Genomic DNA, 22,753 nt, shown 5'->3' on the forward strand with positions numbered 1-22,753 from the left:
CGAGGGGTGCGACCGGTCCCCGGGCGCGGGCCGTGCGCCCCGGGGTGGCCGAGGGCTCAGACCTTCAGGTACTTGCGCAGCGCGACGAACGCGGCCAGGGCGGGCATCAGCAGGCTGATCACCAGGACCAGGGGCAGCGTCTTCAGCACCGCGTCCCAGCCGATGAAGTTGATCAGCGGCATCTTCTCGGCCAGCATCAGCCCGTGGTCGATCATGAAGTACCGGCCGACCAGCAGGAACCCGCAGGCCACCAGGCCGCCGAGGAGGCCGGCCACGGCGGCCTCCATGATGAAGGGCGCCTGGATGTAGAAGCCGGACGCGCCGACGAGCCGCATGATCCCGGTCTCCCGGCGCCGGCTGAACGCCGACACCCGCACCGTGTTGACGATCAGCATCAGCGCGACGGCCAGCATCAGCCCCATCACCGCGAGCGCGGTGATCCGCATCCCGTCGAGGAGTTCGAAGAGGTTGCTGAGCGTCTCCCGCTGGTCCTCCACCGAGTGGACGCCGTCCCGGCCGGCGAAGGCGGTCGACACCACCTGGTACTTCTGCGGGTCCTTCAGCTTGACCCGGTAGGACTCCGGCAGCTGGTCCGGGGTGAGGACCGGGGCCAGCGGGGAGTCCGCGTACTGCTCCTTGTAGCGCTTGTACGCCTCGTCGCTGGACTCGTAGTGCACCTGGTCGACGACGGCCAACTTCTCCAGGTCGGCCTTGATGCGTTCCTTCTGCTCCCCGGTCACCGCGCCCTTGGTGCAGGCCGTGTCGGTCTCCGCGTCGTTCTTGTTGCACAGGAAGATCGAGACGTTGACCTTGTCGTACCAGTAGCCCTTCATGGTGCTGACCTGGTCCTGCATCAACAGGGAGCCGCCGAAGAGGGCGAGCGAGAGGGCCACCGAGACGACGACCGCGAAGGTCATCGTCAGGTTGCGGCGGAGACCGACGCCGATCTCCGACAGGACGAACTGGGCGCGCATCGCGTGCTTTCTGCCTTTCGGTACGTGATGTGGTGTCGCGTACGTCGCGTACGTGGGGTCAGTGCTGGTAGCCGTAGACGCCGCGCGCCTGGTCGCGGACGAGGCGGCCCTGCTCCAGCTCGATGACGCGCTTGCGCATCTGGTCCACGATGTTCTGGTCGTGGGTGGCCATCACGACGGTCGTGCCCGTGCGGTTGATCCGGTCCAGCAGCTTCATGATGCCGACCGAGGTCTGCGGGTCGAGGTTGCCGGTGGGCTCGTCCGCGATCAACAGCTTGGGACGGTTGACGAAGGCCCGGGCGATGGCGACGCGCTGCTGCTCACCGCCGGAGAGCTCGCCGGGCATCCGGTCCTCCTTCTCGCCGAGGCCCACGAGGTCCAGCACCTGGGGCACCGACTTGCGGATCTCGCCGTGGGAGCGGCCGATGACCTCCTGGGCGAAGGCCACGTTCTCGCCGACCGTCTTGTTCGGCAGCAGCCGGAAGTCCTGGAAGACCGTCCCCAGCTGGCGACGCATGTGCGGCACCTTCCAGTTGGAGAGCCGGGCCAGGTCCTTGCCGAGGACGTGCACCTGGCCGTGGGTCGCCCGTTCCTCGCGCAGGATCAGGCGCAGGAAGGTGGACTTGCCGGAGCCGGATGACCCCACCAGGAACACGAACTCCCCGCGCTCGACCTCCAGGGACACCTCTCTGAGGGCCGGACGGTTCTGCTTGGGGTAGTTCTTGGAGACGTTGTCGAATCGGATCACGGATGCACCACGGGTCGCCGGGGGTAGGTGTCCGTGACCATACGCGAATGCGGGGGACGCGCGCAGGCCGCGGCGCCCGCTCCGGCACCCCTTGGCCGGGTTTGTCGGTGAAGGGCTGCCGACCCCGCGGGGGCCGGGCACGGGGGCGCGGGGGCCCGCCGACCGCCGGGGCGCGCGCCCGGGCCCACGGGGGACCTACGGCCCGCGCCGAATCGCGCGGGAGCTGGCACAGTGGTGGAGGGGGAACGCCTGCGCGTCCCCGAGCGTTGCGCGGAGAGGACGTCGTCGCGGCAGGCTCCGCCGCACGGGAGGAGGATGGGCATGACCTACGACCGACTGGTGTGCGCGAACTGCGCGGCCCCGGTCAGCGAGGGGCGCTGCCCGGTCTGCCGTGCCAGCAGGGAGCGCCTCCAGCAGGGCAACCACTGGTCCTCGATGAGCCCCGTGGCGCTGATCGGAGTGTTGGCCGTGCTGGTCACGGCGCTGGCGCTGTTGGCCCGCCAATCGATGTGAACCCCGCCGGCCGTTCCCGCACACGGGAACGGTGAGGGCCCGGAGCGTCGGTGACGCTCCGGGCCCTCACCGTTCGTAGTGCCTCGGCGCACGATGGGTGACCGGTCCGCCCTGACGCCGCCGGGCGTCAGGGCGATCGGCCCGTTCCGGGTGGATCAGGCCGCGGCGCGGCCACCCTCCACCAGGCGGGGCAGCAGCCGGAAGCCGATGCCGCCGGCGATCATCGTCGCGGCGCCGACCAGCAGGAACGTGGTCTCCATGGCGCCGGTCTCGGCGAGTTCGTCCTTGGCCTTGCCCTGTTCGGTGGCGCCCGTGCCGCCGGTGCCGGCCGTGCCGGAACCGGTGGTGGCCTGGTAGGCCGGCTGGGAGCCGGTGTCGGTCAGGCTGTCCTTGCCCTGTCCCTGCGGGAGCAGGGGGGCGGCGAGGTCGGGGCCGGGGCCCTCGTCGTCGCCCCCGGTGCTTCCGCCACTGGTGCTGCCGCCGATGCTGTTGCCGCCTGAGGTGCCGGTGTCGTCGTCGTCATCGTCGTCGTCACCGCCGCCGGAGGTGCCGGTGCTGCCCGTGGAGGTGCTGCCGGAGGTGCCGATGTTGCCGCCGTCGGTGCCGGTGGTGCCGGAGGTGCCCGTCGTACCAGTGGTGCCGGAGGTGCCGGAGGTGCCCGTGGTACTGGTATTGCCCGTCGTGCCGGTGGTTCCGGTAGTGCCGGTCGTACCAGTGGTGCCGGTAGCACCGGTAGCGCCGGTGCCGGAGGTTCCCGTGGTGGTGGCGCCGCCCACGGTGGTGACCCCGCCGGTAGTGACTTCACCGGTCGTCGTCTCGCCCGTGGTGGTCTCACCGGTCGTGGTCTCGCCGGTCGTGGTCTCGCCGGTGGTGGCGTCACCGCTGGAGCCGCCCGCGGTGGTCGGGCCGGGGATGGTGGGGTCGTCGGAGGGAGTGATCGCGCTGCCGGCGTCGGCAGCGGTGAGGGCCTGGGCCGCGCCCGCCACGGTGAGGGACGCTCCGGCGGCGATCAGCGCGCCGGCCGCGATCCGTGCGACTCGGACCCGGGTCTTCTTGGTCATCTGGTTGCTACCCCCAGTAGCTCATCGTCAATGGAGCAGCGCCGGGGCCGTGGACTCGAGGGGGAAGTACCGCGCGTTGCGAAAACGACCTCGCCGCGCACCATCACCCCGTTCACACACACCCCAGAGATGCGCATGCCGCGTTCACCCTTCCCAGTTTCGGTAAACGCGTCAAGGCCGTTGCGCGCGTGATGCCCGAAATAAGGGCACTTAGGGGTTCGAGGTTTATGCGACGGTGACACGGAACACGGGCGGAAGCGACAACTGCCGCCCCGGGGGCGGCAGTCGGGCCCGGACGGACGGGGCTCCGGGGGCGTTCGGGGATATCCGCGGAATTCACTCGCACGAGAAGGGCGGAATCCCCGTCGGGGTTACCTTGTCGACAAAGAAGCAAGGCGGTGCACGGGGAGCGCCCGCGCTCCCCCACCGTCGCCGCTACTTCTCCTGCTGCTTGCGCCAGCGGATTCCGGCTTCGAGGAAGCCGTCGATCTCGCCGTCCAGCACCGCCTGCGGATTGCCGACCTCGTAATCCGTCCGCAGGTCCTTGACCATCTGGTAGGGGTGCAGGACGTAGGAACGCATCTGGTTGCCCCAGGAGTTGCCGCCGTCGCCCTTCAACGCGTCCATCTTGGCCTGCTCCTCCTGGCGGCGGCGCTCCAACAGCTTCGCCTGGAGGACGTTCATCGCGGTCGCCTTGTTCTGGATCTGCGAGCGCTCGTTCTGGCAGGAGACGACGATGCCGGTCGGCAGGTGCGTGATGCGGACCGCGGAGTCGGTGGTGTTGACGCCCTGGCCGCCGGGGCCCGAGGAGCGGTACACGTCGATGCGCAGCTCCGACTCGTCGATGTCCACGTGGTCGGACTGCTCGACCACGGGCAGCACCTCGACGCCCGCGAACGAGGTCTGGCGCCGGCCCTGGTTGTCGAACGGGGAGATCCGCACCAGCCGGTGGGTGCCCTGCTCCACCGAGAGGGTGCCGTAGGCGTACGGCACCTGGACGGCGAAGGTGGTGGACTTGATGCCCGCCTCCTCCGCGTAGGAGGTCTCGTAGACCTCGGCCTTGTAGCCGTGGCGCTCGGCCCAGCGCAGGTACATGCGCTGGAGCTGCTCGGCGAAGTCGGCGGCGTCCACGCCGCCCGCCTCGGCCCGGATGTTGACCAGGGCCTCACGGGCGTCGTACTCGCCGGACAGGAGGGTGCGCACCTCCATCTCGTCCAGCGCCTTGCGGACCTCGGTCAGCTCGTTCTCGGCCTCGGCGCGGGCGTCCGCGTCGTCCTCGGCCTCGGCCAGCTCGAACAGCACGGACAGGTCGTCGATCCGGCCGCGCAGCGTCTCCGCCTTGCGCACCTCGGCCTGGAGGTGCGAGAGCTTGCTGGTGATCTTCTGCGCCGCCTCCGGGTCGTCCCAGAGGGAGGGGGCCGCGGCCTGCTCCTCCAGCACGGCGATGTCCGCCCTCAGCCTGTCGAGGTCCAGGACGGCCTCGATCGACTCCATGGTCGAGGAGAGGGACTTGAGCTCTTCGGATACGTCGACGACTGCCACGGCTCCAGCGTAACCGCTCGGGTCCGCTGCCGGGCTCGCGCCCACGGCGGGCCCGGTACTACGGGGCCGTGGAGCTGCCCGGGGCCTTCGGCGGGGCCTCGTCCCCGACCGCCCAGGCGGTCACCCCGGCCGCCGCGGCCAGCACCACCGCCGCCGCGCCCAGCACCAGCCGGCGTCGGCGGGTGACGGCCGCCCGGTTCCGGGCGGAGCCGGGGCGCGGCGCCCCCGCGGCCCGCGGCACCCGGGCGGTGCCGTGCGCCCCGCCGTCCAGTTCGTCCCGTTCGGGCACCCGCATGCTGGTGTGGGTGTCCCGGTTGGAGTCGGGCGCCGGCCCGGGCACCAGCGCCACCGCGGCGCGGCGCGCCGGCGGCGCCCCGTCCGGTTCGGAGGCGTTCGCCTCGGGGTCGGCCTCCCGGGCGCCGTCGAACCCGTCCGCGCCGTCCTGGTCCCCCGGTTCCTCGGAGTCGTCGGGTTCGTCGACGTTCAGCGGCGGCATCCCGGCGAGCAGCGGCAGCTGCTCCCGCAGCCGACCGCACAGCTCGGAGGCGCGCAGCCGGGAGGCGGGGGCCTTGGCCAGGCACTGGACGATCAGCTGCCACAGCTCGTCGGGGATGCCGGGCAGCGGGGCCACCCGTTCGGTGACGTGCCGGCGCAGCACCGCCCCGGGGTGTCCGCCGCCGAAGGGGGTGAACCCGGCGAGGAGTTCGTAGAGCACCGTGGCGAGGGCGTAGATGTCGACGGCGGCGCGCGGCGGCAGTCCCTCGACGATCTCGGGGGCCAGGTAGTCCGGGGTCCCGATGATCTTCGTGGCCTTGACCTGGCGCGGGGTGTCGATGAGCTTGGCCACCCCGAAGTCGGTGAGCAGCGCGCGGTGGCTGCCGCCGGGCCCGAGGGGGCCCTGCATGTCGAGGAGGACGTTCTCGGGCTTGACGTCCCGGTGGACGACGCCCGCGGCGTGCGCGGCGGCGAGCCCGTCCGCGACGTCGGCGACGATCGCGACGGCGGCCTCCGGGGCGAGCCTGCGGTCCCGGTCGAGCCGGGAGCGCAGGTCGGTGCCGCGCACCAGGTCCATGACCAGGGCGAGGTCGTTGCCGTCCACGACCAGGTCGCGGACGGGGACCACGTTGGGGTGGTGGAGCCCGAGCAGGGCGGTGCGTTCCTGGACGAAGCGGCCCACCAGTTCCTGGTCGGCCGCGAGGTCCTCACGCAGCAGTTTGATGGCGACGGGCCCCTCGGGACCCTCGCCCAGCCACACCGTGCCGGCACTGCCGCGGCCCAGGATCTGGTGCGCGCTGTACCGGCTGCCGATCTTCCGTGCCAAGGCTGCTCCTACGGACGCGTGTTGGCGACAAAGCTACGCGTCCGGATCGGCGACCGGCACACCGCGGGGCCGAATCGCCCCGGGAATGTCGACAAGTCACCCAGCTCGGCCGGGGTCAGGGCTTGGTGCCGCCGCCGGTGCCGCCGCCGGTCTGGCCGCCGCTGCCGCTCTCCTCCCCGCCGCTGCCCACCAGGTCGCCGACCAGGCCGGTGAACTGTCCGAACCAGTCGCCGAGCTGCTCCCAGTAGCCCTTTCCGGTGCCGATCCACTCCTGGAGGGGGCTCAGCTCCCAGATCAGCCAGCCCGCGACGAACAGGATCAGGAAGGTGAACAGGCAGCCCTTCAGACAGCCGAGGCCGGGGATGCGCATCGGGTTGGCGCTGCGCTGCCGGGGCTCGCGCGGCGGGCGCGGCTCCCGGGGGGCGCGGGGCGCCGGCTCCCGCGGCGGGGCGTAGTGCTGCGGCTGCCGCTCGGGGACCGGGGCGGGCGCGTACCGCTGCGGCGGGGGCGGCGGGGCGTATTGCTGGGGCTGCGGGGGCGGCGGAGCCTGGTGCTGCGGCGCGTACCGCTGCTGCGGTTGGTGCTGCGGTGCCTGGTGGGGCTGGTGCTGCTGCGGTTGCTGCGGGGGACGCGGAGGGGCCTGACGCTGCGGGCGCCGGCGCAGCGGGTCCTCGTTCGGGTCGAGGTACTGAACCTGGGTCTGCTCGTTGCGGTCGCGCGCGGCCCGCAGCTGGTTCTGCCAGGGGTGCGGATCGTCGGGGCCGCCCGGCGCGCCGGGGGCGTGGCCCGGCACCGGGGGCAGCACGGCGGTGGGGTCGGCGGCGGGGCCGGTGCTGGGCAGGACCGCGGTCGGGTCGGCGGCGCCGGGGGCCGCGGCGGGCGGCAGGAAGCTGGTGGCCGCGTTCGGGTCGTGGGCGCCGGCGAACGGGGCGGGCGCCCCGGTGTGCGGGAGCACCGCGGTGGGGTCGGCGGCGCCGGGCACCTCGGGGACGGCGGTGGGCGACGGGTCCGGGGCCAGCAGGGCGCCCACCCCCTCGGCGGCGGCGATCTGCGTCGAGTTGGCGTGCACCCCGACGCCCTCGGCCACCACGCGCAGCGCCCGGGCCAGGTTCTCGGCACTGGGCCGCTGGTCGGGGTCCTTGCGCAGGCAGCGCTCTATCACCGTCCACAGCGGCTCGGGCACGGTGGAGGGGCGGCGCGGCTCGGCGCTCAGGTGCTGGTGGAGCACTTCGAGGGCGCTGCCGCCGCCGAACGGCGGACGGCCGGTGAGCAGCTCGTACAGCAGGATGCCGGCGCCGTAGATGTCGACGGCGCTGGTCTGCGGACGGCCCTCCGCCGACTCGGGGGCCACGTAGGCGGGGGTGCCGACGAACTCGTGGGTGCGGGTCAGGCCCGGCGAGTCGGCGAGGCGGGCGATCCCGAAGTCGGTGAGCAGCGGGTGCATGCCGCCCCCGTCCTGCCGCAGCAGGACGTTCGCGGGCTTGAGGTCCCGGTGCACCACCCCGTCCGCGTGGCTGGCGGCCAGCGCGTCGGCGATCTGCGCGGTCAGCAGGGCGCCCGCGACCGGGGTGAACGGGCCGTTCTCCCGGAGGTAGCGGTGCAGGTCGGGGCCCTCGACCAGGTCCATCACCAGGGCGAGCAGGTCCCCCTCCACGACCAGGTCGCGGACCCGGACGATGTTGGGGTGGGTGAGCCGGAGCAGCACCGACCGCTCGCGCAGGAACCGCATGACGATGTCGGCGTCGTTGGCCAGCTCCTCCTTGAGGACCTTGATGGCCACGGTCTCGCCGGGCTGCCCCGGGACGGCCGCCTCGGCACCCGCCGTCTCGCGTTGCCGCGCGCGCCAGACGGTGCCCGTGGCACCGCGCCCGAGCGGCTCCTCCAGGAGGTACTTGCTTCCTACCGGCCGCACGTCATGCGCTCCCTGCTCTGGGTCGGTCTGGATCGGGTGGTGGACGGGTCGGGTCTGCTGGTGGTGTCCGGTCGGGCGCCCGGGTCGATCGGAACCGGTCGGACGTGACCGGACGCGACCCGCACGGCGGTGGCTCCTGCGGACTACCCCCGTCCGCCGGGGGTCATCCGGACGCTTCCGTCACACCCGGAAGCTCCGGGCCCACGAGCACCACCGACCGGTCCGCCCCGCCCCCGCGTCCGGCGCCGCTGCGGGCCGGGGCGGGGCCCGGGAGCACCGGGCGTTCCGCCCCACTGTAGTGCCGCGCCCCGCGTCCACCGGGTCCTACCGGCGCGGAGCCGGGCGCCGGGCACCGCTCCCGACGCCCGGCGCGGCCCGTACCGGCTGCTCCGGGGCCGTGGCGCCGGTCTCCCCGGCTCCGCGTCACGTGTCAGCAGTCCATCGGCTCCCCGCGCTCCCTCGCCGGCCCGCTGCCGGTTCCCGTCGGTCGGTAGGACGTGGGCGCGGGCGTTCCGGTTGCCGGGTGTGGCGCGGCCCACCGGAGGCCGTGGCGCCGGGCGGAACGCCGTTCGGCGCCGAGCGACGTCAAGGGGGCGCGAAGAGTCACCGAACGGTCTGGAACGGGTTCGGCGACCGCATTGAACAGGCACTTTTCCGAGCAGAGCCGGCCAATCAAGATCACGAACAGGTGGCGGCCGGGCGTGTTGTCGGCAGCAGGTGCGAGGATGCCCCCGTATTTGGTCTACGTGCCCGGAGTGCGGTGGGGGAATCACAGCACGGCCCCGGCCCATCCGAGCCGGGCGCATCCGCAGAAGGGACCGCTGTCGGCGATGCAGATCCGGTTGACCGTCCTCGGGTCACGCCCCGAAGCCGCGGGGCGCGCGACGGCACGGGACGTCCTGATCACCGCGCCCGGAGGCACCCCGCTGGCCGCCGTGGCCTCCGGCCTCGTCTCGGCCGTGGCGGGCGGCGACGGGCCGATGTCCGTCTACGCGGGGACGCAACGGCTCGACCCGCAGCGCGCCGTCCTGGGCGAACCGCCGCTGCTGGACGGGGCGGTGCTCTCGCTCGGCGCGCCCACCGCCCCGGGCCCCGGCCCCGACACCACCGGCGCGGTCGCCCAACTCCAGGTGGTGGGCGGCCCGGACGCCGGCGGGGTGCACCTGCTGCACGGCGGGCCGGTCCGCATCGGCCGCTCCGCCGACGCGGAGATCCCCCTCGACGACCCGGACGTCTCCCGACTGCACTGCGCGGTCACCCCCGTCGACGGCGGCCGGGTGACCGTCGCGGACCTCGGCTCCACCAACGGCACCCGGCTGTACGGCGCCGACCTCGGCCGGCGCCCGGTCCCCCTGGAACCGGGCGCACTGCTGCAACTCGGCGAATCCACGCTGCGGTTGGCCGACCCGCGCCAGGCGCCCCCGCCGGTGCCCACCGTGCCGGACGGGGAGGGGTTCGTCAGGGTGGGCGTGCCCGCGACGGCCCCCCGCGACGGAGCCGAACCGGGAGCCGGACCCTCGCGCCCTGCCGACGCGGGGCACGTCGGGGCGGCGGTACCGCACGCCCGCCGCCCCGGGGACCCCGTGGGACCCGGTGGTACGGACGGCACCGGTTACGGGCACCGGCCCGCCGACCGGGGGGCGGCTCCCTTCCGGGCCGGACCGCAGGCCGGTGACGGACCCCCGGACGGCGCCCGGTACGAGGAGGACCCGTACGACGCCGAACCGCCGCGGACCGAGGTCCGCCGCCGGGGCGGGCTGTCCGCCTGGGCGCGCCGACTGCGCGGCGGGCGCGACACCGACCCCGCCGCCCCGCACCCGGACGAGGGCCCCGTCACCTCGACCCGGCCGGCCGCGCCGAGCGCCGCCACCGGTTACGCGGAGGGCGGCTTCGCCGTCGACCCGGCGGCCACCCCCGAACTCTGGCCCGACCCGGCCACCCTGCTGCTCACCGCGCTGGGGCCCGGCCCCCGGCTGTGGGAGCGGGACCACGCCCACCCCGAGGCCCTGACCGTGCGCCTCGGCACCGCCGACCGGCCCGCCCCGGGTGGCACGGGCTACCTGGCGGGCGTCCCGGTGACGGTCGGACTGCGCGAGGTGGGCGCGCTGGGCCTCGCGGGCCCGCGCACACGCATCCTGGGCGTCGCCCGGTCCCTGATCGCACAGCTCTCCGCGCTCCACGCCCCCGAGACCCTGGAGATCGTGCTGCTCGGCACGGACCGGGACCGTCCGGCGGCCGAACGGGTCGCCGCCTGGTCCTGGATCGGCTGGCTCCCGCACACCCGGCCCGGCCGCGGCCAGGACTGCCGGCTCCTGCTCGCCTACGACGCCGACCAGGCCGGCACCCGCACCACCGAACTGGTCCGGACCCTGGAAGAACGCGCCGGCGCACACGGCTCACGCGGTGGTGGGGCCGAGGACACCCTCACCGTGCTCGTCGTGGACGGCGACCCCGGTTCCACCGCCCTGCGCACCGCGGTGGACCGGCTGTGCACGGACGGCCCGACCGCCGGCATCCACGTGCTGTGCCTGGCCGACACCCCCGCACTGCCCTCCGTGACCCGGGTGGTGGTGGACCCCGACGCGGAACCGGTCCCCGGGGCCGTGCCGGAGCCGCCGCCGGGCGGACCGCGCGTCGCCGAGGGGTACGAGGCCGCCTGCGCGTCGGTGCCCGCCTTCCGGCGGTGCGGAGCGGTCGCCCTGCTCAGCGGGGACGTCGCCACCGAGGTCCGGCTGGTGCGGATCGCCGGCGGCCGGGTCGCCGGGGACGGCACCGCAGCGGCCGTGGACGCCGTCTCCGCCGCCTGGGCCGAGCGCTTCGCCCGGGCCCTGGCCCCGTTGCGCGCGGAGGGCGACGGCCCCGGGCCGCGCGCCGCCGCCCCGCTCCCCCGGTCCGCCCGTCTGCTCGACGAGTTGGGCCTCGCCCGGGCCACCCCCGCCTCGCTCCAGGCCCGGTGGGCCGACGCCGCCGACGACCCGCAGGACGCGGGCGGCCGGGCCCGGGCGGTGCTCGGCGCCGGACCGCACGGCCCGGTGACGGTGGACCTCGTCGGGGACAGCCCCCACCTGCTGGTCGAGGGCCCGGCGGGCAGCGGACGCACGGAGCTGCTGCGCGCGATCGCCGCTTCGCTGGCCGCCGCCGAGCGCCCCGACCGGCTGTCGCTGGTCCTGGTCGAGGGGCACGACACCGCCGGCGGCCCCGGCACCCCGCCGCAGGACGGCCCGGGCGGCCTGGTGGTGTGCGGGGAACTCCCCCACGTCACCACCTACCTCCCCGCCAACGACCCGGTGCGCATGCGGGGGTTCGCGCAGGCGCTGAGCGCGGAGCTGAAGCGCCGGGCCGAACTGCTCGGCCCGCTCGACTTCGGCCAGTGGCACCGCGGCGACCGCGCCCCCGCCGCGTCCCCGGCGCCGCCCTCCCACGCCCCCGGCCGGGTGGTGGCGCAGCGCGGCGGGCCGGGCTCCGGGGCGACCCCGTCCTCCGCCGGTGCGGGAGGTGCGGCACCCGGGTTCGGTCCCGGTGCCGGCGGACCCGGTGCGGGGGACCTGGACGCTCCGCCCAGCACCACCCTGCGGCTGCGGCCCGCCCGGGCACGCCGGCCGGCCGTCGTCGGGCCCTCGCTCCCCCGGTTGGTGGTGGTGGTCGACGACTTCGACGCCCTGCTGTCACCCGCGCTGGGTTCCACCGGACGCCCCTCCGCCGGGTCCGTGGTGCGGGCCCTGGAGGCGGTGGCCCGGGAGGGCGAGCGGCTCGGGGTGCACCTGGTCACCGCCTCGGCGGGCAGCGCCCGGGTGGAAGCCAGCGAGGCGGCCCGCCAGTCCGGTGTCCGGGTCGTCCTCGACCCCGTGCGGGTCGGTCCCGAGGAACCCGGCCCCGGCCGGGGCACGGTCCGGGGCCGGGCCGGGGCGGCCGTCGGGTTCCAGGCCGGCCGGGTCACCGGACGCATACCGCGGACGGCGACGCTGCGGCCCACCGTGGTCCCGGTCGACTGGGAGCGGATGGGCGACCCGCCGGCCCGCCGCCCGGTGCGGGAGCTGGGCAACGGCCCCACCGACCTGGCCCTGTTGGCCAGCGCGGTGGAACGGGCCGCCCGGTCCGTCTCCGCCGAGGTCGTGACGTCCCTCTTGTGAGCGGGCCGGTCGGGCCGCCGTGATCGACGGCCCGACCGCCCGGCCCGGGGCGCGGGCCCTAGAACAACGAGGTCGTGTACAGGCAGAAGGTGTAGCTGTAACCCGGCTCGATCTTCTGCTTGCTCGACTTGGTGTCCCTGAGCACGGAGGTGCTGGAGGTCTTCTGGAGGAAGTGGTAGTTGCCGGCGGGCAACAGCAGGGTCGTCTTCGGGTACTTCGAGGACGGTCCCTTGCACGCCTTGATCTTCTTCTTGGAGCCCAGGAAGGGCGATTCCTTGTAGGTGGTGCAGTCCGCGCACGCCTTGAGGTCGGCCCGGCCGGAGATCGGTCCGGTGTAGAGGAGTTCGACCGGGTCGGGGCCGTCGTTGCTGACGACCATCACCATCCGGGAGCCGTCGGGCTCCTCGGCGGGCGGCAGCTTCCTGCCGGCGGCGGGCTCCTCTTCGGCGATCTCGGCGGCGATGGCGATGGAGCGGGCGTGCGCGGCCTGTCGGCTGCGCGGGTAGTCCGCCGCGTACTGCGTCATCGTCTCGCCGGCGTCGGCGAAGTCCTTGTTCCTGAACTGCGCGGTGCCGCAGGCGAAGTCGCCCTTCTGGACGGCCTCGGCGGCGTCCTTCGCCACGCCCCGGGCCGCGGAGTCCCGCAGGACGCCCAGGGACGCGCGCAGCACCCGCAGCTCGCCCACCGTGTCGCAGGGGGCGGCGCCGCCCTTGAGCGCGGCCGTCCTGGTCCCGAGCGCGGCCCGGACGGCCGGCTCGACCTTGCCCGCGTGGGCGGACTCGGGGAAGGTGTCGTACAGGGCGTTGAGGCTCTTCTCGGCGGCCGGCTGCGCCGTCCCGAGGCCCAGCGCCGCCACCCCACACTCGTACAGGGAGTGCGCCAGCGGCTCGTCGGTCTTGTCGGGCCGGGTGCCCAGGAGGTCCGCGTCGACGGTGCGGGGCAGTTCCCTCAGGTACGTGAGCGGTGCGACCGCATCGCAGTACGCCTTCCGCCCGTACGGCGCGGAGACCTGCTCGTAGTACGCGTCCAGCCGGTCGGGCACCAGCTTCCCGGCCCGCGAACCCGTGTGCTCCGTACCGAGTTCCCGGTACGTGGCGAGGGCCTTGCGGTAGATCGGCTGGGCCTTGTCGAAGGGCAGGCCCTCGGCGGAGGCCACCAGCCGGTCGGCGCCGTCCAGCCGGTCGAGCAGCGCCTGTTCCCTCGCCTCCTCGCGGGCCGACCCGTAGGCCAGGGAACCCCCGGCGGGCACCGCGAGCAGCACCAGGGCGAGCGGGAGCGCGAGGCGGCGGTGGGCGTCCTTGAGTCGGAGGTCCGCCCGCAGCCCGCGGCGGGCCCCGTCGGCGGCAGCCAGCAGCAGGAAGAACCCGTAGCCGACGAGGGGCCCGGCGGGGACCCCGTCGACGTCGGCGGGCAGCGCGACCACCAGGAAGGCGGCCGTGGCGATCCAGCAGAGCACCGCCCCGACCCAGTGGCGCAGCAGCAGGTAACCGAGGCCGAGGCAGGAGAGGTTGAGGAGGCCCACCACGGCCGCCTGCGCCCGGTTGGCCTCGCCGCGCGGGGCGGCGGGCGGGGCGGCGGGAGGTTGGGCCCCGTAGCCGTAGCCGTGCCCGGGCGGCGGTCCGTAGCCGTGCCCGGGCGGCGGGGCGCCGGGAGCGGGCGGGGCCGCGGGGGGCGGGGGTAAGGACCCGGCGGGAGCCTCGCCCGGCGGGGGGCCCGGCGGCCCACCGGGCGGCGGGCCGAAGCCCGGCGCGGGGGGCTGAGCCGGTGGCTCGGACGGGTTCGGCGGCGTCGGCCGGCCCGCTGCGGTCGGCGGCGTCGTGGGGACCGGCAGGCCGAGGCAGCCCGGCGCGGGCGGGTCGGCCGGTGGCGGACCCTGGGCGCCGGCCGGTCCGGTGGTGCGCCCCCCGCCTGGTGCGCCGTCCCCGGTTGGTGCGTCGCTTCCGGTCGGCCGGTCGGCCGGCCCGTCCCGTCCGTCGTTCGGTTCTGCCCCCACCGTGTTCCCCCTTCACGGGTCCGTGCGCGGTGGCCCCCCACCGGCGCATCCTGGCACTTACCCTCCAGGGTTCCCGCACACGCGTCCCCCGATTCGGCGCCCGGTGGCCGAGCTGTGCCCCGACCGCGACGGGATTTCAATCTGCGAACGCCAAGGCATCCCGATCCTTGCCGGCGATCGGCTTCAGCAGCATCCTCGGTTCTGCTGCCTGTTCGGCGCCCAGGTACTCGCGGATCGCGACGGTGGCCGCCCGTACGGCTTCCAGCATCGGCTGCCCCCGGCCCATGATCCGGACCGCACCGGCAGTCGACGGAGCGCAAGGGTACCGATCTGCCAGGACCCGCGGACCGGGCTGCTGGTGGGCTCGTGCCCAGGGAACGACGCCGGTCGCGCCGAGGAGGGCTGGGGCACCCGAACGTGTCCTGCGGGTGTCAGGCTCGGGCCATGCGGCGGGCCCGGCCCCGTCGTGATGAACCGAAAAGCAGCCTGACCGGCGGATGATTTCCTACGTCTTCTGGGTAACGCCGAGGAGCCACCCCGACGCTTCAACATCGGCTGATGTATCTATTCCTGGAACCGCTGCCCGGAGTCAGTTGATGTATCGCGACTGGCAATATCAAAGGACTAAAGGATGCATGCATTTCGCATCAAACTCTGTGCCCTTCTAGCCGTCGTGACGGTAGCCGCGGCGTCCAAGGCGGCAGCAGGATCTCCGGAAATGCTCTTCGCAGGCAGAGCAGGTGACGAATTCTGCAACCCGTACTCCCAAAGAGAGTTCTCCCTCGGCAAACAGCGGGAAGCGTTCGGCAACGGGTGGGCACTCCACACGTTGAAAATGGATGGAAAGGAGACACAGGGTTCGGAAGTGATGTTCCGCAAAGGAATCGCCGTCCTCAAGGATCCGGCCAAGGACCGCGAAGAAGCCCGAGCTGTCCGGGAAGCCGTATCCAAGCTGGACACGTACACGAGCGGAAATAAGCTCCTCACGTTCATCAATGAGGCCGAAGTGGCAGAGGGAACCATTGGCCAGAGAGGCACGGGGTTCAAAGTTGTGATCTGCCCCTATGCATCAGAAAACATGACGCGCTACGTCGCTAGGGGCGGCGTCGACAAGCTCGATGAGCACTCGAAAGTTCCGGCCTACAACGGTCAGGGTGCATATTCCGTCGTGAGTCTGGACGGCTCGATCTTCCGGGACGGCGATCTCTGGGTGACGAAAAGCTATGCCATCGAAACAGGAGGATCCAAGCTGGTCAAGAGCCCACCATTTGTCGGCCTGGCCCACGAGTTGATTCACGCAGCACACATCCTTTCTGGGGCAGAGGTGGTGCTACGGAAGAAGGATCTCCCGAAATCAGTGAATCAACTCTGGGATTGGAATGGAAGCAGTTTCCAGAAGGAACATACAGTCCCCATGGGCGAGAAGTCACTGGCATACGAAGAGGCCATCACCACTGGCTATGGTCCAGAGATTCTTCAGATCTCCTACCCGAAAGACAAGCAGTACGCCGACAGAAAGAAGTACACACAGAAGGGAGAGCTTCATGACGGAATTCCTGTGGGAGAACTGATCAAGAAGTCAACGCCGCACCGAGGCATCGTCAGCAGATTGGACGTACTTCCCGAGCAGAAGTCACTGCGCAAGGATTTCCTGGAGTCGTTCATCAGCGAGAGGAAGATCGCAGATGAGGCGGCCCTGGGAGCCCGTCCCGGCTACTACAACAGCGCGGAATATGAGCTGGAGGCGAAGAGTCTGTTCAATGCTTCATACAGTCCCAGCCAGTTGAAGAACTACAAGGGTGGCAGTTCCGGCCTGGAGAACGGGGCGGGTGAGCTGAGGTCATTCTCCTGCATCAAGAAGTCTGCGCCTGTACTGAGGTGGACGCAATGTCCTGGGGACGGCGGCGGAGTTATTGTCGCCATGGGGGACTCCTACATCTCCGGGGAAGCCGGCCGGTGGGTCGGGAACGAGAAGGAAGAAAAATCGAATGCTGCGGAGAAATTCTCCGACCGCACCTACCCCCTCGGTACCCCCGACTGGGACGGGGAAATGTACAGCGGGCAGGGAGGACCGGGAAAACCGGAATCCGTATACCCCGATTCCTACGGGACATCCGCTGAGCCTGGCTGCCACCGCTCGGACTGGTCGGAGGTCGACCTGATCGACCAGAGGAACCTGAACCTTGCCTGCTCCGGCGCCACGACATGGAACGTTGCTCCGGACGGCACGACGTCTTCCGAACTCCACGGCGAGAAGGCCCAGACAGAGCAGCTGGCACAGGTGCTCTCCCACGGTAAGGACGTCCGCACGGTAGTGCTCTCCGTGGGCGGGAACGACGTCGACCTGGCGGACATCGCACACGACTGCGCCGTCCGTTGGTTCGGCCAGATCGGGGTCGATACCGGAAAGTGCAAGAAAGACCCTGTGAGCAAGGACGCGCTGACGGAGGTGAGGAAGAACGTAGAGAGAGACATCCAGGCCATCAGGCAGGTCTTCACCGAAGCGAGCATCGGGAAAGAAGAGTACCGAATCATTGTGCAGAGCTATCCCCTGCCTCTGCCGCCCGAGAACGGCATCGCGCAGGCCGCACGATCCGAGGTCGACGAGACAAGGTCACGGTTCGCCAGCCGGGGATGTCCGTTCTGGAACAAGGATTTCACCCGTCTCCGGAAAGTCGGCCAAGACCTCAATGTCCACCTCGCAGCCGCAGCCGCAGCGATGAATACGGACTTCCTGGACATGGAAGGCGCACTCGAAGGGCACGAGCTCTGCCGCGAAGGAACCCAGCTCCAGGAGAAGAACGGAGAACCTCAGCCCGATTCCAGCGGTACATATCACGGAATCCGAAGCTCCAAGGAGGTGGAATGGGTCAGATGGGTAAACGGCACCAACATTGCGGAGGCCATCGCGGACGAACTGCCCATTATCAATCACTTCTACCACTCCGACAAGCAGCGCCTGCAGGAATCACTCCACCCCAATCACCTGGGGCAGCGGTCCATGAGTGCCTGCCTCCAGTCCTTCCTCGACCAGACCGCCGGCAGCGACACGCCGTTGGGCAGAATCGGCTCCTGCAGGGCAGACAGCAACGGGACCCCGGACTCAACCGTTGCTGAAGAAATCCAGACGTGGAAATGGAACGGAACCTACCGGTTGGAGAACATCAAGGCGACCCTTACGAAGCAAGGCGAAGCAGGCGATGATCAGATCTGCGGGTACATCGAATCGTGGGCCAACGAGGGCATGGAGGACAAACCCAAGAAGCAGAGGCTCTTCGACCACGCCGGATGTAAAACGTACCAGGATGTGGAAAAGGGAAAGCAACTGGACCTCGGTAACCCCCCACCTGCTTCTCACACCATCGTTCTCAACGGGAATGACGAAGGCAAGTACCTCGAAATCATGGGCCACCTTGTGGAGTACGATACGTTCAAGAACGATGACCTCGGCACGGGGTCCGCGCGTGCCAACTACAATGACTTCGCCCCCCGCTTCGCTTCGGGGAAGGGCACGTACTCGCTGAGCGTAGAGTTCAAGGAAGATCACTGCGTACAATGCACCACAGTGGAAGTCACCGGTGAAGTGAAGAAAGTCGGCTGAGGCCCGCTAACCTGTGGATCACAGCTTCTGCTGCAACTGATCGAATGCGGTTGGATGCGGCGCGGAAGTTCCTCCGGTCGATTGTCCCGCGGTGGGAACGAGAAGAGACCCACCACCTCCCGAACGGCCCCAACAGGCAATCATGCGCTTGCCCTGAGCGGATGCATGGAGGAATCCCTGCATCCGCTCGGCAGAAATTCGTGAGCGGGGCCTGCTTGCAGAATCGCTTTGCCGGCAGGAGGTGTGCCTGACCCCCGCAAGGCCGCCCCGGCGGTAGGTGAATCCACGTATCGTATGAAGGTGTTTCCATTTCCCGCGGCGTGCCTTGCGGATCTCCCCCGCAGGCTGACGGGATTTGCCATCCGGGCGTCAGAGGCGATACAAAGTCGCACGGTCGCACATGCCAGGCGACCTCAGTGCCTTGCGGCGTGACCGGTAATTGGACCCGGGTGCGCGCGTATCTCGCAGGGCCGCACTCCGAACATGAACATTCCGTACGGAATCCAGTCCGATGGATATCGAATCTGTACGTACTTCAAGGGAGAAGAATGTCGGTTCCAGTGTTCAAGTCGATTTTGCCAGAAGAAGGCGAACCGAAGACGCATTTCGTGATCAAGGGGGAGTACCTCGCCCATGTCACGAGTGTTTCCTTCGACACCGGCGGCGTAGGGCTCACTGTGACATTCACGCACCAATCGTCAACAGAGCTCTCCGGAATCGTCCCGGAAAAGGTCCAGGACGGAGTTGAATACGAAGTCAAGGGCCAGTACAAGCAGGGAGGAACGACTGGGGACGTGACGTCCAGTCTGACCTTCACGGCAGTGGTCCCGTCGTAAGACGATGGCGCCGCTCCGAGAGCCCTGTCCGGGGCGGCGCCACCGCTTCGGGGAAGTGGCCCCGAAGCTCCACGGTTCTTCGTCCGCTCGATCACGCGGGCCGGCGGGCCAGGTTGGGACGACGACGTGCCCGGCGACGACGACGCTCTCCCGGCGCGACCTTCCAGGCCCCACGGCGAGCGCAGCCATCCCCTCCAGGCAGCAGGCATACCCCCCGGTGCGTTCGCCACCCACAACGTCACGAGGGCGTCACGATCGGTGAGTTCGGGACGCCCGGGCCCTTGTGGGGAGGAACCGTCCCGCGTACACAGGGGCCCACGGACGTTCGCAGGCACGCGCGACGAGCGCGTCAAGAGGACGGGGCAGTGATGCGCAGCACGGGTAGGAAGACCAGGGGCCGCGACGACCACCGGCTCCGGTTCTCGGGCCGCACGCGGCGGCTGGTGGCCGTGGCCGCGGCGGGGGCGCTGGCGTGGGGGGTGACCGCCTGCGGGGACGGCGGGGGCGACGACGACAAGGGTGGGGGCGCGAGCACCGCACCGGGCGGATCGTCCCTGCGGTTACCGGAGTTGGACGGCCAGAAGCTGGACGTCGCCGCGGTGTGGACGGGGCCGGAGCAGGAGAACTTCAAGAAGGTGTTGGCCGAGTTCGAGGAACGGACCGGCGCCGAGGTGACGTTCGTGCCGGCGCAGGACCCGATCGTCAACTTCCTGGGCTCGAAGATCGCCGGCGGGGCCCCACCGGACGTGGCGCTGTTGCCGCAGGTCGGGGCGGTGAAGCAGGCGGTGCAGAAGAAGTGGGCCAAGCCGGTGAACGAGGCGGTGAAGGCCCAGTTGGCGAAGAACTTCGCGCAGGGGTGGCAGGACCTCGGGGTGGTGGACGGGGAGCAGTACGGGGTGTACTTCAAGGCCGCCAACAAGTCGCTGGTCTGGTACAACACCGCCGTCTTCGCCAATGCGGGCGCCGAGGAGCCGAAGACCTGGAAGGAGTTCCTGGCGACCGCACGGACGGTGTACGACTCCGGGGTGACACCGGTGTCGATCGGCGGGGCGGACGGGTGGGTGCTCACCGACTGGTTCGAGAACGTGTACCTGTCGCAGGCCGGTCCGGAGAAGTACGACCGGCTCGCCGCGCACGAGATCAAGTGGACGGATCCCTCGGTGAAGGCGGCGCTGACCACCCTGGCCGAGTTGTTCGACGAGGAGGACTACCTCGCGGGCGGGGCCGACGGGGCCTTGCAGACGGAGTTCCCGCGGTCGGTGGAGCAGACCTTCACGGGCGGGGACCAGCCGAAGGCGGGGATGGTCTTCGAGGGCGACTTCGTGGGCGTGAACGTGGCGCAGGCCAAGGCCGAGGTGGGGAAGGACGCGAAGGTGTTCCCGTTCCCCGCGGTGGGCGGGAGGCCGCCGGTGGTCAGCGGGGGCGACGCGGCGGTGCTGTTGAAGGACTCGGCGGCGGGTCAGGCGCTGCTGACGTTCCTGGCGTCGCCGGAGGCGGCGGAGGTCTGGGCGAAGGAGGGCGGGTTCCTGTCGCCGAACAAGAACCTGGACTCGGCGGCGTACCCGAACGACGTGCAGCGGGACATCGCGAAGGCGCTGGTCGGCGCGGGTGACGACTTCCGGTTCGACCTGTCGGACCAGACGCCGCAGGCGTTCGGCGGGACGCCCGGCAAGGGCATGTGGAAGGTCCTCCAGGACTTCCTGAAGGACCCGGACGACGTGGCCGGCACCCAGCAGCGGTTGGAGGCCGAAGCGGCCAAGGCGTACGGGGACTGAGCCCGGTGGCGTCGGCGACGACGGACGGCACCCGTACGCGACGGGTGCGGCGCGGGGGCCCGCGGAGTTCGGGCCGGTGGCTGGTGGCGACGGCGTTCCTGCTGCCGGCGGTGGTGCTGCTCGGGGCGCTGGTGGTGTACCCGATCTGCTATTCGCTGGTCCGCAGCTTCGTCAGCGACGACGGGGGCGGCTTCGCGGGGTTCGACAACTACCGGGAGCTGTTCACCGACGACGGCATCCGCACGGCCCTGCGGAACAACGTGTTCTGGGTGGTGGCCGCCCCGGCGGTGGCGACCGCGCTGGGACTGGTCTTCGCGGTGCTGACCGAACGGATCCGCTGGGGCACGGCGTTCAAGCTGGTCCTCTTCATGCCGATGGCGATCTCGATGCTGGCGGCCGGCATCATCTTCCGGCTGGTGTACGACCAGGACCCGGACCGGGGCGTGGCCAACGCGGTGTGGGTGGGGGTGCACGACACCTTCGCCGAGTCCTCGGCGTTCCCGAAGGCGCACCCGGGGCGGGACTCCCCGCTGCGGGAGGCGGGCGGCGGGGCGTTCGTCACCCGGGAGCCGGTGCGGGCGGGCGAGCCGGTGGTGCTGCCGCTGGTGGGGGTGGCCCCGGACGCGATGCCCGGGGACGCCCGGGCGGCGCGGGCGGCCGGTGCCGATCCGGCCAGGGTGACGGGGACGACCTGGCAGGACTTCACCCGTGGCAGGGGCGTGGGCACGCTCGGCGGGGTGGACGGCGGGGAGTTCGGGTATCCGGGGATGCGGATCGAGGCGGTGCGGGGCGACGGTTCGGTGGTGGCCCGGACCACGGCGGCGGCGGACGGCACCTTCGTGCTGCCGGCCGCGGCGGACGGGACGCACCTGCGGTTGCCGGCCGACAACTTCCGGGAGCCGTACCGCGGGGTGGACTGGTTGGGGCCGGCGCTGGTGACCCCGGCGGTGATCGTGGCGTACGTGTGGATGTGGGCGGGCTTCGCGATGGTGCTGATCGCGGCGGGGCTGGCGAGCGTGCCGCGGGAGCTGCTGGAGGCGGCCCGGGTGGACGGGGCCACCGAGTGGCAGGTGTTCCGGCGGATCACGGTGCCGTTGCTGGCGCCGGTGCTGGCGGTGGTCCTGGTCACGTTGATGATCAACGTGCTGAAGGTGTTCGACCTCGTCTACATCATCGCGCCCGGTTCCTCGCAGGACGACGCCAACGTGCTGGCGCTCCAGCTGTACCGGTCGGCGTTCAGTGACGGCCGGCCCGGGGTGGCGAGCGCGATCTCGGTGCTGCTGTTGCTGCTGGTCATCCCGGTGATGGTGTTCAACATCCGACGGCTGCGACGGGAGGGCAGGCGATGAGCGCGGAGCGCACGGAGTCCCGTACCGGCACGGTCCCCGGGGCGAAGGGACGGGCGTCGGTGGGCACCCGTCTGGCGCGGGCGGCGGGCGGCGGGCTGCTGCGGGCGGTGCTGGTGGTGGCCGCGGTGTTCTGGCTGGTGCCGACGGTCGGGCTGCTGCTGTCCTCGTTCCGGGGGCCGCGGGACCTCGCGGACAGCGGCTGGTGGACGGTGCTGACCGAGCCGGCGCAGCTGACCGTGGAGAACTACTCCCGGCTGTTGGAGAACGCCTCGATCACCGACTCCCTGCTGAACACGGTGTGGATCGCGGTGCCGTCCACGGTGCTGACGGTGGTCATCGGCGCACTGGCCGGGTACGCCTTCGCCTGGTTGGACTTCCCGGGGCGGGACTGGTGGTTCCTGGGGGTGGTGGGGCTGTTGGTGGTGCCGGTGCAGGTGGCGCTGCTGCCGATCGCCCGGCTGTACGGGGAGGTGGGGCTCTTCGGCTCGGTGGCCGGGGTGGTGCTGTTCCACGTGGGGTTCGGCCTGCCGTTCGCGGTGTTCCTGCTGCGGAACTTCTTCGCGGAGATCCCCCGGGAGCTGCTGGAGGCGGCCCGGTTGGACGGGGCGGGCGAGCTGCGGCTGTTCGCCCGGGTGGTGCTGCCGCTGGGCGGGCCCGCCATCGCCAGCCTGGGCATCTTCCAGTTCCTGTGGGTGTGGAACGACATGCTGGTGGCGCTGATCTTCACGGACGCCTCCAACCAGCCCGTCACGGTGGCGCTCCAGACCCAGGTGCGGCAGTTCGGCAACAACGTGGACGTGCTGGCGCCGGGGGCGTTCCTGTCGCTGGTGGTTCCGTTGGCGGTCTTCTTCGCCTTCCAGCGGCAGTTCGTGTCGGGGGTGATGGCGGGGGCGGTGAAGTAGGGGCCGGGCGGGCCCGGCCCCCGGTGGCGCACCCGGTGTGGGTCGAGTAGGCGACCCACACCGTGATTCACCGCAATATCTACCAATACGGGACAT

General features: G+C 71.4%; 15 protein-coding genes. 7 read left to right on the forward strand and 8 right to left on the reverse strand.

The window, feature by feature from the left end; genetic code table 11:
* Nucleotides 1–56 precede the first annotated feature (56 nt).
* Nucleotides 57–974, reverse strand: coding sequence for a permease-like cell division protein FtsX (gene ftsX, locus ACSMX9_RS09170; RefSeq protein WP_445401490.1), 918 nt, complete (start codon nt 972–974; stop codon nt 57–59).
* 58 nt (nt 975–1,032) lie between these two features.
* A complete protein-coding gene (ftsE, locus tag ACSMX9_RS09175) occupies nt 1,033–1,722 on the reverse strand; it encodes a cell division ATP-binding protein FtsE (protein ID WP_445401492.1) in 690 nt (229 codons plus the stop codon).
* Between the two features lie 321 nt (nt 1,723–2,043).
* On the opposite strand from ftsE, the gene ACSMX9_RS09180 reads away from it, so the two are divergent.
* Nucleotides 2,044–2,235, forward strand: a complete 192-nt coding sequence (locus ACSMX9_RS09180) for a hypothetical protein (RefSeq protein WP_445401494.1) — start codon at nt 2,044–2,046, stop codon at nt 2,233–2,235.
* Nucleotides 2,236–2,390: 155 nt separating this feature from the next.
* Here ACSMX9_RS09180 and ACSMX9_RS09185 read toward each other — a convergent pair whose 3' ends face one another.
* From ACSMX9_RS09185 to ACSMX9_RS09200, 4 genes are all read right to left on the reverse strand, one after another.
* The gene (locus tag ACSMX9_RS09185) at nt 2,391–3,296 is read right to left on the reverse strand and encodes a hypothetical protein (protein ID WP_445401496.1); all 906 of its coding nucleotides are present in this window, start codon (nt 3,294–3,296) and stop codon (nt 2,391–2,393) included.
* 435 nt (nt 3,297–3,731) lie between these two features.
* Nucleotides 3,732–4,838: a peptide chain release factor 2 gene (gene prfB / locus ACSMX9_RS09190; protein ID WP_445401498.1), complete on the reverse strand. Its 1,107-nt coding sequence runs from the start codon at nt 4,836–4,838 to the stop codon at nt 3,732–3,734.
* Between the two features lie 58 nt (nt 4,839–4,896).
* Nucleotides 4,897–6,159: a serine/threonine-protein kinase gene (locus ACSMX9_RS09195; protein ID WP_366115298.1), complete on the reverse strand. Its 1,263-nt coding sequence runs from the start codon at nt 6,157–6,159 to the stop codon at nt 4,897–4,899.
* 115 nt (nt 6,160–6,274) lie between these two features.
* Complete coding sequence (locus ACSMX9_RS09200; protein WP_445401500.1) at nt 6,275–8,071, reverse strand: protein kinase domain-containing protein; 1,797 nt, start codon at nt 8,069–8,071, stop codon at nt 6,275–6,277.
* 830 nt (nt 8,072–8,901) lie between these two features.
* Between ACSMX9_RS09200 and ACSMX9_RS09205 the strand changes: the two genes are divergently transcribed.
* Nucleotides 8,902–12,201 carry an FHA domain-containing protein gene (locus ACSMX9_RS09205; protein ID WP_445402940.1) on the forward strand — a complete coding sequence of 1,100 codons (3,300 nt, stop codon included), beginning with the start codon at nt 8,902–8,904 and terminating at the stop codon, nt 12,199–12,201.
* Nucleotides 12,202–12,259: 58 nt separating this feature from the next.
* Here ACSMX9_RS09205 and ACSMX9_RS09210 read toward each other — a convergent pair whose 3' ends face one another.
* Nucleotides 12,260–13,723 carry a hypothetical protein gene (locus ACSMX9_RS09210; RefSeq protein WP_445401502.1) on the reverse strand — a complete coding sequence of 488 codons (1,464 nt, stop codon included), beginning with the start codon at nt 13,721–13,723 and terminating at the stop codon, nt 12,260–12,262.
* Between the two features lie 607 nt (nt 13,724–14,330).
* Nucleotides 14,331–14,462: a hypothetical protein gene (locus ACSMX9_RS09215; protein WP_445401504.1), complete on the reverse strand. Its 132-nt coding sequence runs from the start codon at nt 14,460–14,462 to the stop codon at nt 14,331–14,333.
* Between the two features lie 363 nt (nt 14,463–14,825).
* Between ACSMX9_RS09215 and ACSMX9_RS09220 the strand changes: the two genes are divergently transcribed.
* From ACSMX9_RS09220 to ACSMX9_RS09240, 5 genes are all read left to right on the forward strand, one after another.
* The gene (locus ACSMX9_RS09220) at nt 14,826–17,795 is read left to right on the forward strand and encodes a hypothetical protein (protein ID WP_445401506.1); all 2,970 of its coding nucleotides are present in this window, start codon (nt 14,826–14,828) and stop codon (nt 17,793–17,795) included.
* A 548-nt stretch (nt 17,796–18,343) separates the two neighbouring features.
* The gene (locus ACSMX9_RS09225) at nt 18,344–18,631 is read left to right on the forward strand and encodes an IPT/TIG domain-containing protein (protein ID WP_445401508.1); all 288 of its coding nucleotides are present in this window, start codon (nt 18,344–18,346) and stop codon (nt 18,629–18,631) included.
* 368 nt (nt 18,632–18,999) lie between these two features.
* Nucleotides 19,000–20,406: an ABC transporter substrate-binding protein gene (locus ACSMX9_RS09230; protein ID WP_445401509.1), complete on the forward strand. Its 1,407-nt coding sequence runs from the start codon at nt 19,000–19,002 to the stop codon at nt 20,404–20,406.
* 44 nt (nt 20,407–20,450) lie between these two features.
* Complete coding sequence (locus tag ACSMX9_RS09235; protein WP_445402941.1) at nt 20,451–21,755, forward strand: carbohydrate ABC transporter permease; 1,305 nt, start codon at nt 20,451–20,453, stop codon at nt 21,753–21,755.
* Entirely contained in the window at nt 21,752–22,657 is a 906-nt protein-coding gene (locus tag ACSMX9_RS09240) for a carbohydrate ABC transporter permease (protein ID WP_366115312.1), read from the forward strand. The genes ACSMX9_RS09235 and ACSMX9_RS09240 overlap by 4 nt, the downstream gene beginning before the upstream one ends.
* The last annotated feature ends 96 nt before the right edge of the window (nt 22,658–22,753 follow it).

Source organism: Streptomyces sp. LE64 (assembly GCF_052606915.1).

Excerpts from the sequence above, each read along its gene's own strand:
- ftsX (WP_445401490.1), bottom strand. The coding sequence starts at position 974 with ATGCGCGCCCAGTTCGTCCTGTCGGAGATCGGCGTCGGTCTCCGCCGC.
- ACSMX9_RS09180 (WP_445401494.1), top strand. The coding sequence starts at position 2,044 with ATGACCTACGACCGACTGGTGTGCGCGAACTGCGCGGCCCCGGTCAGC.
- ACSMX9_RS09185 (WP_445401496.1), bottom strand. The coding sequence starts at position 3,296 with ATGACCAAGAAGACCCGGGTCCGAGTCGCACGGATCGCGGCCGGCGCG.
- ACSMX9_RS09205 (WP_445402940.1), top strand. The coding sequence starts at position 8,902 with ATGCAGATCCGGTTGACCGTCCTCGGGTCACGCCCCGAAGCCGCGGGG.
- ACSMX9_RS09215 (WP_445401504.1), bottom strand. The coding sequence starts at position 14,462 with ATGCTGGAAGCCGTACGGGCGGCCACCGTCGCGATCCGCGAGTACCTG.
- ACSMX9_RS09220 (WP_445401506.1), top strand. The coding sequence starts at position 14,826 with ATGCATGCATTTCGCATCAAACTCTGTGCCCTTCTAGCCGTCGTGACG.
- ACSMX9_RS09225 (WP_445401508.1), top strand. The coding sequence starts at position 18,344 with ATGTCGGTTCCAGTGTTCAAGTCGATTTTGCCAGAAGAAGGCGAACCG.
- ACSMX9_RS09230 (WP_445401509.1), top strand. The coding sequence starts at position 19,000 with ATGCGCAGCACGGGTAGGAAGACCAGGGGCCGCGACGACCACCGGCTC.
- ACSMX9_RS09240 (WP_366115312.1), top strand. The coding sequence starts at position 21,752 with ATGAGCGCGGAGCGCACGGAGTCCCGTACCGGCACGGTCCCCGGGGCG.